Here is a 17,701-nt window from a genome sequence, read left to right on the forward strand (position 1 = left end):
CCCCCCGCCTCCCTTGCTAGCTCCCCCCGCCGCCTCTCGCCGCCCCCGCCCCCCCCCCCCCCCCCCCCCCCCCCCCCCCCCCCCCCCCCCCCCCCCCCCCCCCCCCCCCCCCCCGGCCCGGTGACCAATCTCGTCTCCGGGCAGGCCGAACTGCTGGACCGCATAAACCCCGCCTGGGGCAGACGATTCCGCAACGGCGGCATGGACAGTACACAGCCCTCCGCCGCGTGCGGACGCGATCCGCTGGAGCGCCTCGCCTGGATCGCCGGCAGTTGGCGCGAGCAGGACCCCTACACCCACCTCGCCTTTTTCCGCGGCGAGAACATCAGCGCCGAACAGATCGCGCTGCTCCACGGAGCCGACCCCGCACAGATCGCCGCCGGGACCCGTCTCGCGGATCTGCGCCGCATGGACGGCGGGACCTTCGACTACTGGGACATTGTCTGGGAGACCTGCTGCTTCGGGCAGGGCGGCGGCTGGGCGTTCCTGATGTACCACGAGACCCCCGGCCTCAGGCCCGATCCTGAGGCTCTCGCCCGGCTCGGCGTCACCGAGACGGTGCACCTGACCGCCACCTCCGCGAAGGCCATCTACACCTTCGACTACATGCGTAACGGCCGCCGTATCGACGACGACTGGGGCATCCTGGAGCTGATCTGGTACGACCGCGGCCTGGCCCCCTACTTCCGAGGCGGTCAGCTCGACTTCATCAACCAGGCCATACGCCGCGCCGAACTGGACCATCCCGAACTCACCAGCGAGTTCGAGCTGTACTTCCACGCCCTGGAGGACGCTTTCGGCCTCCAACTGCCCCGGCAGGACTTTCAGGACGGAATGGTCCGGGCCGCGCAGTGGGAACGCCGGAACAGTTGACCGTTCCGCACTGCGAGCTGCAGCGATTGCTCCCGGGCAGCCGGGCCTGAGCCAGTGATCAAGAGGGAGGGGGTAGCCGCTGGGCATGGGGCAATGGTGGAGACGATTCGGCGCTGCGGTGGCGGCCGGAGTCGTGATGAGCACTGTCATGACGTGGGTGGGCGACATGACCTGGGGATGGGACTTCGCGGCCCGATGTCTGCTCATCTCGGCGGCTTACGCGGTGATGGGGCCCTTGTTAGCGCGGTCTCGGCGGAATGCTGAGGAGCAGGATCGCCACCACATGCGGGCGGTTCAGGAAGCGCGGCGCGATCGGCGATGACCCACGCCCTCGGGCAAGCCAGTCGCAACAATCGCGGTCATGACGTCGATGCCGAATATCTTCCGCCAGGCCCTGCAGACTGCACTGGCCAGCCAAGAAACGGTGCTCTCCCTGCTTCGCCATCAGACTGGCGCCGGCGCCCCTAGAGAAATCCCTGTGCGCACGATGGACAGAATGCCGATAGTTGCTGCATGGATGCGATCGCCGCCGCGCGTGCCGTTGTAGAGGAAGACCACCCCGACGCTCAGGCTGCGTTCCTGGGCGGCAGCGTTGTGACGGCCCGCCGCACGCCGATGTCGGACCTCGACATCGTGGTGATCCTCCACGGATCCCCGGCCCCATACCGGGCAAGCTTCCGAAGCGGTGAGTGGCTGGTGGAGATGTTCGTGCACACCGAAGCGACGTGGCACTCGTACGTCGACCGGGAAGTGCGCAAGCGCCGGTCGCCGCTGCTCTGGATGTGTTCCGACGGGCTGTTGCTCTTCGACACCGATGGGGTCGGGGCGCGCATCGCCACTGAGGCTAGGGCGCTGACCTCTGTGGGACCGCCCAAGATGTCGGCTGACGAGATCGATGACTGCCGCTACGCGATCACCGACCTCCTCGACGACCTCGCCGGGAGCCCGGACCAGAGCGAACGGCTGTTCATCGCCACCGAACTGGTGCGACGGGCCGGCGAACTGGCTCTGAACATCAGCGGGTCGTGGTGCGGAGGCGGGAAGTGGCTGGCACGCCGTCTCGAGACGGCGGCGCCGGGGCTCAGCGAGCGCCTGCACGATGGCCTACGTGACGTCTTGGCAGAGCGGATTGAGACTCTTGTGGCCGCCGTGGACGAGGTACTGGATCAGGCCGGCGGACGACTCTGGGTCGGCTACAAGCGTGCTGGAACTCTGTGAACGAGGTCAGCACGCGGCAGCAGGGTCGCATCGAAAGGTCGAGCGCCGCGCACCCATGGCTCTGCCTCGCGGAGGGGGATCAGGAAGGCAGGACTGCATCAAGGTGTTCCTGCACCGGCTCGAACAGGCCGTAAGGCACGTACTGCGGGATGTCTCCGTGGGTTACCCAAGCCACCTCGGCTACCTCCTCGGTGGTCGTGAGGTGGGCGACTCCACCCTCCACCTCACAGGCCGTATAGGAGATCAGCCGGCCCGTCATCGGGTGAATGCGCTCACCGAGCAACTTCGCCGCAGCCACGCGCAGTCCTGTCTCCTCACGGGCCTCCCGCACAGCGGCAGCTTCTCGGGACTCACCCGGCTCGACCTTGCCGGCCGGGAACTGCCAGGAGAGCTGCCCCTCGCTGACCCGACGGCGCACCATGAGGACGCGTCCCTCTTGGACGATTACAGCTGCGGCAACGCTCGGTACGTTCGCCATGCTCTGCGTCATCACGTTCACCCTTCACGGACGCCACGACTTCCATCACCGACGAGTCGGGGAGAGCCCTCGCTCAGCCGAGGGAAAGAAGCTCTCGAGTCGCCTCGGCGCACCCCCACGACAGCGTGACGCCGGCGCCTCCATGCCCGTAGTTGTGTACGACCAGGACTCCGTCCTGTCGCTCCGCCTCCACGCGGACAACGGAACGAGTCGGCCGAGCGCCGATCCGGTGTTCCAGAACGCGGGCACGGGCGAGGCGGGGTTCGACCTCGGCGCATCGGGCGAGGATGCTGGCCGCCACTGTGTCGTCCGGGGCCAGGTCGCCTTCGTCGTCGATGGCTGTGCCGCCCAGGACGACGGTCTCTCCATGCGGATAGAAGCACAGTAGATCCGGCGACGTGCCGGTGTCCTCGGAGAAGAACTCGGTCAGCCCCGGGTTGGCGACGACTACGTGCTGGCCACGAATCGGCCGCAGGTCTGAATCCACGGCCAGGTCACCGGCGCCCAAGCCCGCGCAATTGACGATCAGAGGGGCCGGGCCGACGTCCGCGAGCGAGGTCAGACGTCGCTGCTCGACCGTTCCGCCGCCCGCTCGCAGCTGGCGCAGGAGATAGTCGAGATAGGCGGGCATGTCGATCAGCGGCACCGTGAACCGGTAACCGGCCGTGAACCCGTCCGGCAGTTCGGTCGACTCGCACGGTCGGAACCCGGGCAGCGTGGTGGCCCAGTCCGGTGGGGCCTCGGCAGTACGGGATGCTTCGATGCCGCTGGTGAGCCGGACGCCTGTGGCCTGGTCCTGGGCCAGCTCCCGGAAGACTTCCAGGGACCGCTGTCCCCACCGGTCGACCTCGTCCTTAGGCTCGACCAGGTACGGGCCCCACATCGCGCCGGCAGCCAGCGAGGTGACACCGGGCACCTGCTCGGCGATCACGTGCACCGATACCCCGGCCTCGGCGAGAACAACGGCGGAGGTCAGCCCTGCCACCCCAGCGCCGACAACGACAACGCGCTCCCCTGCGGTCATGATCTCGACCCTAACGGCCGGGTGGCGTCGACGGAGCATGTCGGGCGAGTGCGTCTTCGAGGACCGGCAGAAAGCTGCGGACGTGCGGGTTTCGCTGGCGGCGGCGTAGGTCCGCCGCAAGCTGGTGGAGCAGCGCCGCGCTCCTAGGTGAACGTACGGCGTCAAGGCGGTCAGCCGCGATCTGGCCGATCTCGCAGGCCGCCTCCAGGTCTCCGTAGGCGCTGTGTCCCAAGGCCAGCCAGGCTCCTTCGAACATGGCCCTGCGCTGGCTGGGGTCGCCACGCGGAACGTCGTACGCCCCGGAACGGAGCATCTCGGTCCCTTGAGCGAGAAAGCGACGGCCCTTGGTGCCGCCGTCCTCCTTCTGCCGGGCGCGCCCCATCTGAACGAAGCCATAGCCGGCTTGGCAGTCGAGGTGGTTGTCGGTGAGGAAGTACATCCAGCGGGGCTCCTCCCGGCTGCCGTCCCGACCCGCGATCAGTTCTCGCGCGGAGCCGCGGGTGTGGGCGAAGTCGTTGTCACGGCCGGCGGCCGCATACGCGTAGGCGAGCCGGGAAAGGACGGATGCCCGGGCGGCAGGCGGAGCGGCTTCGCTGGCGCGGCGGGCTGCCTCGCCGAGGGCGATGGCATCCGCCGGATGTCCCCGGCTCGCCGCCTGGAAGGAGAGGTCGCCGAGAATGTGCGCGCACAGGGGCAGGTCGTTGACCTGATGTGCGGCTCGCAGCGCAGTGGCGAAGTAGCGCTGGGCCAGACCGTGATCTGCCGCGTCGAAGGCCATCCAGCCGGCGAGCTGACCGATCTCCGCCAGCGCGCGGATGAGCCTGCTCGCCACAGCGGGCGGATGCCCGCCCTCGTGAATCAATAGCCCCACAGCACGGAACTGGGCACCGACGTAGGGGAGATGTCTCGCACCTCCATGCTCGTCGTCGAGCAGCTGGAGCATGGGCAGGTGCTGCTCGACCTGGTCGACGAGCGGATCAGCGCCGGGCGGCGGGGCCATCCGGGACGTGTACTGGCCTCGCCCCGCGGTTCCGTCGAGGTACTGGGCGACGATCGCCAGAAGCCCCGCGCCTGAGATCGCGAGGAATCGACGCCGGTCGACAAGCCCTCCCATCACCCAGTCCTCCACGATCGCCTCCATGCCCTGCACGGTCCAGGGCCGTGCGAGATCCGTGTCCGCCGGGACGAGCGCCGAGGAGTCACCCGCGCGGCCCTGCCACAGTTCGGCCACGGAGACAGCTCTACCCAGTTCCTGGGAGAGCACATAGGCAGCCATCATCGGTAACGGCGAACGCGGCAGCGAGCCGCCGTCCCTCCAGTGGTACGGCGCCGACTCGGCGACGGTCCCCGCTCCGAACACCCTGTTGAGCTTTCGCGCGAGCGCCTTGGGGCTCCATCCGAGTTCGTCGAGGCACCGCGACAGCGCGGCGTTGGGTCCCCCTGCTTGTTGCCCCACGTGTGCCCACCTCACGTCCCCAGCGGTTCGTCGGCCGCCCCGCGCTCCTCATGGTGATGCAGACCGCAGCCGAATCTCCTGCATCTCAAGGAAGTTGACCGAGTTGACCGACTGATCGGGTGCTGCCCGACCGGCCCCCTCCGGTGTTCTTGAGTCACGACGGAAGGCGCCGCCTTCGACGCCGGCGGAGAAAGAGGTGGGCCTTGAGACACCACACGAGCACCTCCCGAGACCGTCCGGGCAGCGTGTTGGAGCGCGGCACCGGGCACCCGGGCTCAGCGCCACCACCCAAGCACTCCGACTGCGGCGGCACGACCACGCTGATCACGGATCTGCCGTACGGACTGAGGGCAGCCGAGGTTGCTCGGGAAGCCGTCGCGGTGGCACTCCACGGCACCGAGACTGATCTCCTCGACGACGCCCGACTCATCGGGTCGGAACTCGCAACGAACGCCTTCGCCTCGGGAAACCCACCTCTGGTCCTGTGCGTGGACGTCAAGACCTCGGCCGTCGACGGCCTGGAGGTCGAGATCACCGTCACCGACGGAGGCTGCCCTGACCTGGCACCTACGTCTCCCCCGGGTCCCCAGGAGGAAGCCGTATCGGGACGAGGCTTGGTCATCGTCGACGCACTGGCCGATGCCTGGTCCTTGAGCACCGGTACCCACGGAACCCGTGCCTGGTGCCGGCTGAAGCGCCAGGCCAGCCCGTCGCCTCCCAGTACGCACTGATGCTCACGCCCACGAGACCCGTCTTCCAAGGAGGCACCACACGGTGCGCATCGACCATGCGACCCCGCCCTCGCCCACTGACGCGCCGGCGGCCGGTCGCCAGCCCCGCGTCGTCGTAGCTGTCCACGAGGGCGTCTACGGTGCCGCGTCGGGCACCGGCTTCAGCAACCGCGCCTTCCTGACAGCCCTCGCCCGCATCCTGCCGATGGGCCGCCTCTCCGTGATCACCCCGCACGTCCCCGAAACAGCGGGAACGCACGATCGGCGGTGGACCCGCGAGGTCCAGCAGATGCTGAAGAAGGCCCAAGCCCAGGTGATCACGATCCCTGCGGTCCCAGCGCCGCCGGGCTCGGTCCACGGCGCCATGCAGCTGTGTGACCTGGCCGGCGAGGCTGCCCTACGCGTCGCCCATCGCACCAGCCGCTGCCTGCTCGTCGGCCTCGACGCCCCCCTCCTCGGCCTCGCCCCGTACACGTCCCCCACCATGGACCTGCTCCTCGTCCCGCGCTCCGCGGCGGCCCTCACGCGGCCAGGAGACCGGCCGCGGATCCGCTGGGAACGTGAAGCCCTACGAGCGGCGATCGCCCGAGGAGGGCGGATCGGGGCCATCTCCGCCCACATGCGAGAACACCTCGTCGCGAGCTGCGGTGTCCCTCGGGCGAGCATCGTGAACATTCCGAACGGACTGATCCGGGAGGAGCTGACCAGGCCGACGGTTGTTCGCCCCTTACCACTCCAGGCCCGAGGCGGATTCCTGCTTGCCATGGGGCGCGCCGTGCCCACCAAGGGGTTCGAAGACCTGCTGGAAGCGCTGCACGTCCTGAAGGAGCGTGGGGTTCGTATTCCGCACCTGCTCTTGGCGGCCGTTACTTCGGAGGGGCACGAGCGTCTCACCTCTCATCAGAAGGACCTGGCGGCAGGCATCCGCGCCTACGGCTTGGACGCGACGCTCATCACCCGCTTCACCCCCTCCGTCCGCTCCTGGTTGCACAGTCCGGCGCTGCGCGCGGTCGTCATTCCCTCACGCGAGGAGCCCTTCGGACGGATACCCCTGGAGGCGTTCGCGGCAGGCGCCGGACCCGTCGTCGCGACCAGCGCTGGCGGCCTGGCCCAGACCGTCATCGAGGGCGTGACCGGCTTCACCTCCGCACCCCGGGACCCCAAGTCCCTGGCATCCGCTCTGCACAGAGCCTTGACCGTCCTGCCCCGAGAACGCGAGCGACTCCAAATCGGCGGAACCGCTCTGGTGCGTTCGCGCCACGACTACGAGGCCAGCATCGGCTCCGTCATCGGCCGCATCGCCCCGTGGGTTCTGGCTCCGTCGTCCTCCGGGGAAGGCGGGACCCGATGAGCAGGCCGGTGGTGCTCGTCAGCCTGGAATCCCCGCACTCCTTCTGGCGGCTGTCCGCCGAACACGAGCGTTCCCTACGTATCGCCTTCCCGGGTGTCGACTTCCGTACGGCCGCAGAGGAGGACGTGCCGTACCGGCTGGCCGAGGCACACGTCTACCTCGGCTGGCGGTTCGAGCCGTCGTGGCTGGCCAACGCGCCTCACCTGAACTGGATCGCTTCCCCGGCCGCCGGCACCGACCATCTGCCCGTCGCCGAGGCCCACTCCGCCGGGGTGGCCCTGACCCGCTCGTACGGGTTCCATGGCCGCCCCATGGCCGAGCACGCCATGGGACTGATCCTCGGCTTCTCCCGCGGGTTGTTCATGAGCCAGCGCGTCCAGCGAAACCGGACGCGGTGGAAGGACGACCTCGCCGCAGAGTTCTTCGACCTTGCCGGGTCGACGATGGCCATCGTCGGCTGCGGCAGCATCGGAGGCCATCTCGCTCGCGCCGCCCGCGCTTTCGGCATGAACGTGATCGGAGTGCGCCGGACACCGCCTGTGGCACCCAGGGCCGGGCTCACCTGGATGCACGCCTCGGCGGTCCACCAAGCCGTCGCCGTCGCAGACGTGGTGGTCAACCTGCTGCCCGCCACCCGTGTCACGGACCGTCTCTTCGACCACCGCCTCTTCACGGCCTGCAAGCCCGGAGCGCTGTTCCTCAACCTCGGTCGAGCGACGACCGTCGACCAGCAGGCCCTCCTGGCCGCCCTCAATGCCGGCCACCTACGCGGCGCCGCCCTGGACGTCTCGGACCCGAAACCGCTGCCGGCTCGCCATCCACTCCGACTCCACCCACGGGTCGTACTCACACCGAAGAGCTCGACGCTCTGCCGCACGTACATGAACGAGGCGGTCGACTTCTTCGCCGCCAACCTGCGCCGATACCTCGCCGGTCAGCCGCTCAACGGCCTGGCCGAAGTGCCGGACGCCCACTCTCCCCTCGACGGAGGCTGACCGATGCCCACCACCCGCCACGACCTGGCCGCCGCTTTCGCGGCGACCGGCCGAAACCACCCCTACCTGGCCTTCACCCTGAACTCGCTGTGCAACCTGGACTGCGTGTTCTGCAAGCCCCGTTGCATGCCGGACTACGGGCACAAGGACCGTCCTCTGACCACCACCGACTACGCGGCCATCGCCGCGGAAGCCGGTACCTGGAAGATTCGGAAGGCGCACTGCTCCGGAGGCGAGCCGACCCTGCGGGCGGACATCCTCGACGTGATCGCGGGACTCGCAGACGGCCTCGGGTCCGGCGCCGCGATCGGCATGACGAGCCACGGCAACCTGCGCCGCGGGCTGAGCGTCGAGAAGCTCCGTGACGCCGGCCTGACGCACCTCAACCTCAGCCTGCACAGCCTCGACCCGGAACGGTCCGCCACGATCATGGGAGGCGGCGACCCGCGCGCCACCCTGAGCACCCTCGACGACGCCCTCTCCCTCGGCCTGCAGGTGAAGATCAACTGCGTTCTCCAGCGCACCTACCTGGACGACGCCTTCGCCGTGGCCGAGCTCGCCCGCGATCTGCCTGTCGCCGTCCGCCTGATCGAACTCCAGAACATCGGGCCCGCGCAGGCGCTGTTCGACACCGAGTTCATCAGCGAGGCAGACGTCCGCGACCGTCTCCACGAGTGGTTCGGGGGCGCGGGGGAGGTCTCTCGTGACCAGCTCGGGGTCCGTAGCCCCGGGCAGTACCTCCGCCCCGACGGCTGGGCGGGCTCGATCGGCTTCATCTCCAACTCCAGCTGCGCCACATGCTCCGACGCCAACCGGATCAAGATCACGCCCACCGGTGTGGCCCGCCCCTGCATCCTCCACAACCGCGACATCCCTCTGAAGTCCCACCTCGCCGACGGCACCCTCGATGACGCCTTCGCCCACCTCTTCCAGGCCATGCTCGACCGCAACACGAACGACGCCTGGCAGGGGTTCCACTACGTCGACTACGACCTGCGCTGGGACCGGATGGAGCGCCCCGAGGGCGCCCCGGTCCTGCCCCTGCTCCCCGTCCTGACCACAAGCGCGACTCAGTCCTCCTGCACCCGAGCCTCCACCGGGGAGTGGTGATGGTCGTGGCCGAAGCGCCGCCCCTCTACCTGGGGCTCGGAAGGCTGTACGAACGCGAGCTGGACGCCCACGGTGTCGGGGCCGTGATGCTCACCCACAAGTGGCAGTCGACCGACCTGCTGGCTCCCCACTCGGACATCGACGTACGTGTTCTCCTGCCGGAGGCGCCAGTGGACTGGGAGGAGTGGAACCACCACCTGGCCTCCGCGCACAGGTCCGCAGTCCGCCGGGAGGTCTCCCACGGACGGCTTCTGGAGCATCCGCCCGGATTCGCGTTCACCGCGGCCGAGGCGGACGGACGACTCATCTCCGCACCCGAGCTCGCGACCTGGTCGCTGATCAGCGGGAGCGCCCGGGACTTCCAACGCTGGAGGTCCCGGGCCCAGATGGCGCCCTGGTGCGAGGTCGATGAATGCTTCTACCGAGGAATCCTCCAGGCGCGGCTCGGCGGCCGGTACCAGCTGGCAGCGGACAGTACGGACAACGTGGTCGAGGACATCACGGCGTACCGGCGCCACTGCGTGGCCTGGCACTACCTCGCCCCCTGCTGGTTCGCCGCTGCCGCGCTCGCGACACGGACCCGCTGTCCCGGCAAGACGGCCGCGCTCACCCAGTGGCGCCCGGACGGGCTGGACGCCTACGCCGAGCTGTTCCTCCGGCACTCAGAGAGCGGGCCCGACGGGCGCCCCCGCAGCCCGCACCTCCTGCTCCGCGCGGCGCATGTCTCCCTGGAGGCAGCCATGCGCCGCATTCCTGATGCGAGCCGTCCTCCCGACACAGGCAAGGAGTCCACGAGGACCGACTGGGTCATGACCGCCGGGATGCTCCGCGTACGCGTGGCCCGCTGGCTGTACTACCTCGATCCGCCGTCCGGCGTCGCGACCGAGTACCTGATCCGGCGGGAGGCCAAAGAGCTCCGTTCCGCCGCCCAGACCCTGTACGCACTCGCGGAGGACGGGCCCGGTCCCGCCCAACGTCTGGCCGCCCGGATGGCCGGACTGATCCCCACCGGCCCCACGACCGCCGACACCCTGCGCGCCACCCTCGCCCACTGGCATCGGCAGAAGCCCATCGTGCGGGACTTCCTCAGCCTCACGCCCGATGACGTCAACCCCTGACACAAGGAGCCTCGCCATGCCCGCGCACGCGTCTCATCCCCGCGTCCTCAAAACGGCGAAGATCAAGATCACGACGAAATGCAACCGGTCCTGCGACTTCTGCATCTTCGCCGACGGCGCCCAGGGCGAGAACATGTCCCTGGATCTGTTCTCCACCATCCTGGCCCGGCTGGAGACCATCCCGTTCCAGCAGCTGCACATCAACGGCGGCGAGCCCACCGTGCACCGCGACTTCCCCGCACTCAGCGACGCCGCCCGCACACGTCTGCCGGACAAGGTCATGGTCCTGGGCACGAACGCCATCACCCTTGCTCGCAACCAGCGGATCATGGAAGCCACCCTCCGCTCGTACGACCAGATCCTCATCGGCTGCGACGACGAGCACGAGAACTACGCCGAAGTGCACGCCGTCGTGCCCCGCCTCCGTGAAGCTGGCAAGACCGTAGTCATCAACAGCGTCCTGGAAGGCATCAGTTTCTCCCGGCTGGTGGAACTCGCGAGCCTGTGCGACGCGTACGGCGCGATCCACGTCACCAACCACGTGCACCACGTCGACGTCGGCCAGCCGTCGAACGACCTGCGCGGCATCTGCGACCGCTACCTCGACCAGCACCTGATGATCGAGATGGACGGGTCCTGCTACCGCTGCTTCAACGCCATGGCGAAGGACGACAGCGAGTTCAGCATCTGGGACCAGGACTTCGCGGCCAAGGTGTTCGCCCCCCGAGGTCACCACTTCCGGTTCTGCCTGCGCTGCCACGAGTACGCCGACTCCGGCGCCGCTCTCCTACCCGCCCGCATTCCGACCGCCTGACCCCAGCCCGGAGGTACACGACCATGCCCGCAGTCCTCGGGCTGAACTTCCATCACGACACCGCCGCCGCCTTGATCGTCGACGGCCGCCTCTACGCGGCCGAAGAGGAACGCTGGAGCGGTGTCAAACACAATCACCCCGCCCGCAAGGGCACGCTCGCCGCACCGGTCCGCGCACTCCAGTGGTGCTTGGAGGCCGCCGGCATCGAACCGCAGGACGTCGACGCCGTCTGGGCCGCCTCCATGCGCCCCAACCCCGCCGCCGGCTGGTGGCTCACCGAGGAACGGGAAGAGCTCTCCGTCCTCCTGCCCGCCCCGCTCGATGAACGTCTCCGCCTTCTGTCCCACCACACTGCCCACGTGCTCTCCGGCTACCTGCTCTCCGGACACGACCACGCGGCGGGGCTCGTCATCGACGCCGGCGGCTCCGCCCTCGGCGCCGACTTCGGCCCGGGCAGGGAACGCATCACCGGCTACGACCTGCGGCCGGATCGCATCGATCGCCTCCACCAGAGCATGCCGGCCGTGGTTCCCGGCCCTGTCGGCCCTCGGCGTGTCCACTCCTCCCTCGGGCACTTCTACCGGAACCTCGCCCGGAGGGTGATCCCACCCGGCGACGAGCCCGAGGGCAGCATGATGGCGCTCGCCGCATTCGGCGACCCCCAGCGCTATGGGCCGCAGATCCGCGAACTCGTACGGCTCAGCGACGACGGCGAGGTCCGCGTCGACCATCCCTGGGGCTCTGCGGACAGCACCACACCACTTCTGCTCCGCGGCCACGTCTGGACCGCCGCCAATGTCGTGGAGCAGCCCGAACACGAACGGGCCGATCTGGCCGCCGCAGTCCAGCAGATCTTCTCCGAATCGGTCGTCCACATCGCACGCCATCTGCAGCGGCTTACAAGGGCCTCGTCCCTGGTGTTCTCGGGCGGATGCGCCCTGAACTCCCACCTCAACGGCCGGCTGGCCGCCGACAGCGGCTTCGACAGCCTCTTCGTGGCGCCGGCGCCACATGACGCGGGCACCGCCGTGGGCGCCGCCGTGTACGCCTGGCACTACCAGCTCGGGCAGGAGCGCCTTCCGGTACCGACCGATGCGGCCTGGGGCCCAAACCCTGGCACGCTGATGCCTGATGCGGTGCCATCCGGCTACCGCGCTCTGACCGGCCTCGGGGCGGGCCTGGCACCCGCAGCAGCCACGCTGCTCGCTGAGCACCGCGTTGTCGGCTGGGTACAGGGGCCGCTCGAATTCGGGCCTCGGGCCCTCGGCCACCGCTCGATCCTCGCCCACCCGGGCCACGCCGCCACCCGGGACCGGCTCAACGCCATCAAGCAACGAGCCGAATATCGCCCGTTCGCCCCGGCCGTCCTCGCCGAGCACGCCACAGAGTGGTTCATGTCGGAGGGTGACCCCTTCATGAACCGTGTCGTCCACGTCCGCCGGTGCCGAGCCGACCGGATAGCGGCAGTCACCCACCATGACGGCACCGCCCGCGTCCAGTCCGTGGCCGCCGACCACCAGGGCCTGCACGAGCTCCTGCTGCAGTTCCACGAGCGCACCGGACTGCCGCTGCTCCTGAACACCTCCTTCAACCGCAAAGGCACCCCGATCCTGCGGACCTCCCAGCAGGCCGCACAGGCGGCAGCAGACCTCGGCCTCGACGCCCTCGCTGTCGGAGACAACCTCCTGATCGCCGACCACGTCCCCGATCCCCGTTCGCAGTCCCAGCCGTCCTTATGAGAGGGATGACGGAAATGGCCACCACCGATCTGTCACACACCCTGACCACGCTCGGCACCACCGCATGGCCTGCCAGGGAGCGTGCCCGCGCCCGTGTAGCCGCTGAGGTGGCCTTTACGATCTACACCGGCCATACTCGGGATCAGGGCACCCCGTACTTCCAGCACCCACTCGCCGTCGTCGCGATCCTGCGGCACGAGCTCGGCGTTACACAGCCCGAGACTCTCCTCCTCGGCCTTCTGCACGACGCCCTGGAGGTCGATCCGAGCGCAGAGGCCCTCGTCAGCCACCAGCTGGGGACACCCTTCGCCGAGCGCCTACGTGCGATGACGCCCGAACACCGGCTCGAACAGCGCCCCAAAGCTCCCGGTGACGAGACCCGGTGGCGCATGAAGACGGCGGCCCTCCCCGCAGAGGAACTCCTGGTACGGCTCGCCGACCGCATTCACAACCTGCGCGACCTGGCCGCCTCGCAGAACCAAGAGCGCCGGCGGAAGTTCGTACGGAACCTCACCGACTTCCACCTCCCCCTCGCCGACGCCGCACGCCGCCTCAGCCCCCACTTGGAAGCCGCACACACACTGCTCAACGCCGAGTACGTCCACCATCAGCAGGAGGTAAGTCCGTGAGACGGATCGTGTACTCGATGGAACCTGTCGGCCGGACCGGCGGCCGGGTCTACCTCCGGATGCTTCACGAGGCAACCGTCGACGACGTGGAATGGCGCACGGTCCCGGACCACAAGCGCACCTACCGCGCCCGCCGCTGGCGGAAGCTCCGCCACCTCGCACAGCTGGCCCCAACCGTCCGAGCGCTGCATTCCGCCCCAGGTATCTTCGTGTGGGACGACATCAGCCTGCTGATCTTCACGCCGGAGATGCGGGCCCGCACCATGTTCCTCCTGCACCACTACGAACCGTTGCAGCACGACTCCGCCCCCGTCGAGGCAATGCTCTGGGAGCGGCTGTTCCGGGTGTTGCCGCAGTGTGCGGCCGTGGTGTGCGTATCCCCGTACTGGGCTGACTTCCTCCGCGCCCGCGGCGTCCGCAACATACGGGTGATCTACAACGCCTTCGACATGGCCGAGGTCGAGCGGGCGCGGGGCTTCGACCGAGCCGAGTGCCGCGCCGAATTCGGTCTGGCCCCGGAGACGATCGGCGTGTACGCGGGCAAGGCCGTCCACTGGAAGGGCACCGAGGAGGTCACAGCGGCCCTGACCGGCGTACCCGGGCTACGGGTGATCACCAGCGGTAGCAACACCATCGGCCTCGACGGCGCGCACTACGACGTAGAGCGCGAGCGGTACCTACGGCTGCTGCGGGCGTGCGACGTCGGCGTCTTCCTGCCCCGCATGCAGGAGGGCTGGAGCCGCTGCGCGGCCGAAGCCCTACTACTCGGCCTGCCCTGCCTGATCCGGCCGATCGCGGGCCTCGGCGACCTCGCCGCCCTGACCGGCCAGCCCACGCCGGATCTCGACCGTCTGCCGGCGCAGGTCCGGGAACACGCTGCGGCACGCCGGACCGAAGCCAAGACAGCGTACGAGACCCTGGCTCGGTTCGACCTGAACTACTTCGGAAACGCCTGGGGCGACCTTCTCGCACAGGTCGCCTGACCAGAGCGACTACGCCTGGGCGGCCAGCTTCTCGGCTGCGGCGTCCAGACGGGCCAGCACGCGGTCCCGGCCGAGCAGCTCCATGGACTCGAACAGCGGGAGTCCGATCGTTCGGCCGGTGACCGCGACCCGGATGGGCGCCTGGGCCTTGCCCAGCTTCAGCCCGTGCTTCTCTCCCACGGCGAGCGTGATGGCCTTAAGACCGTCCGCTTCCCAGCCCGCGACGGTGGCGAACTCGGCACGAGCGTCGGCCAGGATGTTTTCGGCGCCGGCCTTCATGGCCTTGTTCCACGACGCCTCGTCCTCGACGGGCGCGTCAAGGAACAGGAAGTCCACGTAGCTGGTGATCTCCGACAGCAACGCCAGCCGCGTCTGGGCCAGCGGCGCTACCGTCTCGAAGAGAGCCTGGTCGAACGCCTCCGGCTGCCACGGCGCGTACGGGGCCACGAGCCAGGGCGCACAGGCTGCGGCGAACTGCGCGGGTGCCAGAGCACGGATGTAGTCGCCGTTGAAAGCCGTCAGCTTCTTCACGTCGAAGAACGCCGGGGCGGTGTTGACGTCCTCGATCCGGAAGAGCTGCTCCAGCTCCTCGTACGGCATGAGCTCCCTGTCGCCGCCCGGGCCCCAGCCCAGGAGCATCAGGTAGTTCACCATCGCCTCGGGAAGGAAGCCCTCGGCGAGGTAGTCCTCCAGCGCGACCTTGTCCCGACGCTTGGAGAGCTTCTGCCGCTTCTCGTTCACGATCACGGGCAGGTGCGCCCACACCGGCGGCTCGGCGCCGAGCGCCTCCCACAGCATCTGCTGCTTCGGCGTGTTCGACAGGTGCTCCTCGCCGCGGATGACCTGCGTGATGCCCTCGTCCAGGTCGTCGACCACGTTCGCGATCAGGAAGACGGGGGACCCGTCACCACGGGCGATCACGAAGTCCTCGATCGCGCTGTTCGGGAACGCCGGCTCCCCGCGGATCAGGTCGACCACGACGGTCTCGCCCTCGTCCGGTGTCTGGAACCGCAGCGCCCGGCCTTCCTCGAAGGCCAGCCCGCGGTCCCGGCAGAACCCGTCGTACCCGAGGTGCTCCGACCCCGTGCGCTCCTTCAGCTGCTCCCGGGTGCAGTCGCAGTAGTACGCCTTGCCCGCCGCGTATAGCTGCTGGGCGGCCTCGCTGTGCCGGGCCGCGTTGTGCGACTGGAAGTACGGCCCCTCGAAGGCCGCGTCCTCGCCGTGGATGCCGATCGCCGCGAGAGCGCTGACGATGCCGTCGATCCACTCCGGCTTGTTCCGGGCCGCGTCGGTGTCCTCAATCCGCAGGACGAAGGTGCCGCCGGACTGTCGTGCCACGGCCCAGTTGTAGAGAGCGGACCGCGCCCCACCGACATGGAACATGCCGGTCGGAGACGGGGCGAAACGAACGCGAACCGGGGCAGTAGACATGCCCTCCAGGGTACCGACGCCGGGCACCTGTCCTGGACCACTCCACCTGTCCCCGCGCTGCCGTTTTCCCGGCCGCCCTCGACTCCCACTTGTACACCATTTCGTCGCTCCCGGTACCGCCGGTCGCCTTGCCCTTCCAGCGCGCCGAGCGACGACAGAGATAAACCGTGGTTCCACAGCCCAAGGTGAATTCGGTGGTGGTCGAAGGTGCCCTTCTCCCATATGGCGCGACGGGCTTGCAATCAGAGTCTCCATGACCGGTGGACGGGCCGCTCCGCCTTCACGGAAATCACTTAGGGTCAACACTCAAATAGACCACTGAAATCGAGCTCACGGCATGACTATTTATTGGCGATCGCAACTCAAAAGCCAGCCATGGAGGGCTCGCCAAACGCAAAACAGGAAAGCTAAGCGAGCCTGGCGAGGGACTTACTGGGCCACCAGCGGGCAATTGGCCCGCCTTAACGTCCTCGGACGGACATCAGTACGTTGGAGGCTCAACAGGCGAGATCTACAGCAGCGGTAGCGAAGCCGTCATCGCACTGTCGAGACGCGTCGCTCTTCGCCTGGAGAACTTCAGCATCGAAGAGCCTGGAGGTCAACGCCTCGGTCAGAGGTGGGGGTACGGCGTTGCCAATGATGACCTGAACCTCGGTGCGCGTCAGCTCGTAGCGAGGCTTGACCCTCTCATCGACGAACTTGAAGTAGTCCGGGAAGCCCTGGATGCGCGCGGCCTCATGGGCGGTTAGACATCGAGGAACAGCAGGGTGGACAAAGCGTCCGCGCCCCATCGTCGCAAATCCGCTGGTGATGGTCTGAGACGGACGATCCCACCATAGACGGCCATACATAGCGGTGTAATTATGCTCGCCGCGATGACACTCGGGGCGCTCTTCGTTCGGCAGATTGTGCTCGTCATTGTCGAAGAGATACTTCATACGCCGTTGGTTGTCCGCGTTGGGTATAGCAGCTTCATCGAAGAATGATTTGGCGTGAACGTCGAGCAGGTCACCGATCGCCCAACGCAGGTCATGCGGTACAGCGATGCGGCCCTCTACCTTCAGCAAGTCAGCCGCCGAGAACCCAAAAGGCAGCGCGTCTTCGCGGATGGCCAGTAGTATGTGGCGCTTGCGTGTCTGAGCGACCCCGAGCTTGAGCAGGTCGATACGACCAGTGGCGACGTCGTATCCAAGCCTCTTGAGGTGAACGATGGCGCGGGAGACCACCTGCTGCTTGTCGTTGACAACGGCCAGCACGTTCTCAATGACGACTGCACTGGGGCGCAGAACCTCGGCCGCACGAGCCATACGCAGGTACAGCCGGTTCTTGGGATCATCACGGCGGGTGTGGTTGTTGAGGTTGCTGTGCCCCTGACACGGTGGCCCACCAATCAGGAGCTCCACCTCACCCACCGTGGATAGAGTCTTCTCCTCCTGAGCGGTCAACGTGGAGCCAAGGTCACCATCGAAGAAGGATTCGACGGTCCCCTGTTGGACGTTGGCCTTGGGGAAGTTAGCCTTGAAGACCTTGGTGGGAGCCGCCTCAAAGTCAACCGCAAGACGAACGTCGAGCGAAACGTCAAGCCTGTGCGCCGCCTGGGCAATACCGAGGGTGAGGCCACCACAGCCGGCGAAGAGGTCCACGACTCGCAGGGAACCGACGCCCTCCTCAAACTTCGGCCGGCGCTTGGCCCGCAAGGGGTGTCGCTCACCCACGTGTGACCCCCATCTGCACTTGCTCGTAGAACCGAC

At 68.2% G+C, this 17,701-nt stretch carries 16 protein-coding genes; 11 read left to right on the forward strand and 5 right to left on the reverse strand.

What is annotated here, in order from left to right:
- Positions 1 to 120 precede the first annotated feature (120 nt).
- Together JS521_RS00270 and JS521_RS00275 are read left to right on the forward strand one after the other, a co-directional pair.
- Positions 121 to 873 carry a hypothetical protein gene (locus JS521_RS00270; RefSeq protein WP_239486552.1) on the forward strand — a complete coding sequence of 251 codons (753 nt, stop codon included), beginning with the start codon at positions 121 to 123 and terminating at the stop codon, positions 871 to 873.
- A 513-nt stretch (positions 874 to 1,386) separates the two neighbouring features.
- The gene (locus JS521_RS00275; RefSeq protein WP_205080689.1) at positions 1,387 to 2,091 is read left to right on the forward strand and encodes a nucleotidyltransferase domain-containing protein; all 705 of its coding nucleotides are present in this window, start codon (positions 1,387 to 1,389) and stop codon (positions 2,089 to 2,091) included.
- 79 nt (positions 2,092 to 2,170) lie between these two features.
- On the opposite strand, the gene JS521_RS00280 is transcribed toward JS521_RS00275, so the two are convergent.
- The 3 genes from JS521_RS00280 to JS521_RS00290 form a co-directional block, all read right to left on the reverse strand.
- Positions 2,171 to 2,581: an NUDIX hydrolase gene (locus JS521_RS00280; protein WP_205080690.1), complete on the reverse strand. Its 411-nt coding sequence runs from the start codon at positions 2,579 to 2,581 to the stop codon at positions 2,171 to 2,173.
- A gap of 61 nt (positions 2,582 to 2,642) precedes the next feature.
- Positions 2,643 to 3,593 (reverse strand): FAD-dependent oxidoreductase, encoded by a 951-nt coding sequence (locus JS521_RS00285; RefSeq protein ID WP_205080691.1) that lies wholly within the window; start codon positions 3,591 to 3,593, stop codon positions 2,643 to 2,645.
- Between the two features lie 10 nt (positions 3,594 to 3,603).
- On the reverse strand, positions 3,604 to 5,049 hold the full coding sequence (locus tag JS521_RS00290; RefSeq protein WP_205080692.1) for an NsdA family TPR-like regulatory protein: 1,446 nt from the start codon (positions 5,047 to 5,049) through the stop codon (positions 3,604 to 3,606).
- 203 nt (positions 5,050 to 5,252) lie between these two features.
- On the opposite strand from JS521_RS00290, the gene JS521_RS00295 reads away from it, so the two are divergent.
- From JS521_RS00295 to JS521_RS00335, 9 genes are read left to right on the forward strand one after another with little or no spacing between them, the layout of a single operon-like run.
- A complete protein-coding gene (locus JS521_RS00295) occupies positions 5,253 to 5,780 on the forward strand; it encodes an ATP-binding protein (RefSeq protein ID WP_205080693.1) in 528 nt (175 codons plus the stop codon).
- A gap of 43 nt (positions 5,781 to 5,823) precedes the next feature.
- The gene (locus JS521_RS37310; protein ID WP_205080694.1) at positions 5,824 to 7,131 is read left to right on the forward strand and encodes a glycosyltransferase family 4 protein; all 1,308 of its coding nucleotides are present in this window, start codon (positions 5,824 to 5,826) and stop codon (positions 7,129 to 7,131) included.
- Positions 7,128 to 8,126: a D-2-hydroxyacid dehydrogenase gene (locus JS521_RS00305; RefSeq protein WP_205080695.1), complete on the forward strand. Its 999-nt coding sequence runs from the start codon at positions 7,128 to 7,130 to the stop codon at positions 8,124 to 8,126. Before JS521_RS37310 ends, JS521_RS00305 begins: the two co-directional genes overlap by 4 nt.
- A gap of 3 nt (positions 8,127 to 8,129) precedes the next feature.
- Positions 8,130 to 9,236 (forward strand): radical SAM protein, encoded by a 1,107-nt coding sequence (locus tag JS521_RS00310; protein WP_205080696.1) that lies wholly within the window; start codon positions 8,130 to 8,132, stop codon positions 9,234 to 9,236.
- On the forward strand, positions 9,236 to 10,354 hold the full coding sequence (locus JS521_RS00315; protein ID WP_205080697.1) for a hypothetical protein: 1,119 nt from the start codon (positions 9,236 to 9,238) through the stop codon (positions 10,352 to 10,354). Before JS521_RS00310 ends, JS521_RS00315 begins: the two co-directional genes overlap by 1 nt.
- A gap of 16 nt (positions 10,355 to 10,370) precedes the next feature.
- Positions 10,371 to 11,168, forward strand: a complete 798-nt coding sequence (locus JS521_RS00320) for a radical SAM protein (RefSeq protein ID WP_205080698.1) — start codon at positions 10,371 to 10,373, stop codon at positions 11,166 to 11,168.
- Between the two features lie 23 nt (positions 11,169 to 11,191).
- The gene (locus tag JS521_RS00325; protein WP_205080699.1) at positions 11,192 to 12,907 is read left to right on the forward strand and encodes a carbamoyltransferase C-terminal domain-containing protein; all 1,716 of its coding nucleotides are present in this window, start codon (positions 11,192 to 11,194) and stop codon (positions 12,905 to 12,907) included.
- A gap of 14 nt (positions 12,908 to 12,921) precedes the next feature.
- Positions 12,922 to 13,536, forward strand: coding sequence for an HD domain-containing protein (locus JS521_RS00330; RefSeq protein ID WP_205080700.1), 615 nt, complete (start codon positions 12,922 to 12,924; stop codon positions 13,534 to 13,536).
- On the forward strand, positions 13,533 to 14,519 hold the full coding sequence (locus JS521_RS00335) for a glycosyltransferase (RefSeq protein WP_205080701.1): 987 nt from the start codon (positions 13,533 to 13,535) through the stop codon (positions 14,517 to 14,519). The genes JS521_RS00330 and JS521_RS00335 overlap by 4 nt, the downstream gene beginning before the upstream one ends.
- A gap of 9 nt (positions 14,520 to 14,528) precedes the next feature.
- Here the strand turns inward: JS521_RS00335 and gltX are convergent, their stop codons facing one another.
- Complete coding sequence (gene gltX / locus JS521_RS00340; protein WP_239486575.1) at positions 14,529 to 15,902, reverse strand: glutamate--tRNA ligase; 1,374 nt, start codon at positions 15,900 to 15,902, stop codon at positions 14,529 to 14,531.
- Between the two features lie 545 nt (positions 15,903 to 16,447).
- Positions 16,448 to 17,593, reverse strand: coding sequence for a DNA cytosine methyltransferase (locus JS521_RS00345; RefSeq protein WP_205080703.1), 1,146 nt, complete (start codon positions 17,591 to 17,593; stop codon positions 16,448 to 16,450).
- Positions 17,594 to 17,701 lie beyond the last annotated feature (108 nt).

The sequence above is a fragment of the Streptomyces durocortorensis genome, from assembly GCF_016901035.1.
GTDB lineage: Bacteria > Actinomycetota > Actinomycetes > Streptomycetales > Streptomycetaceae > Streptomyces > Streptomyces durocortorensis.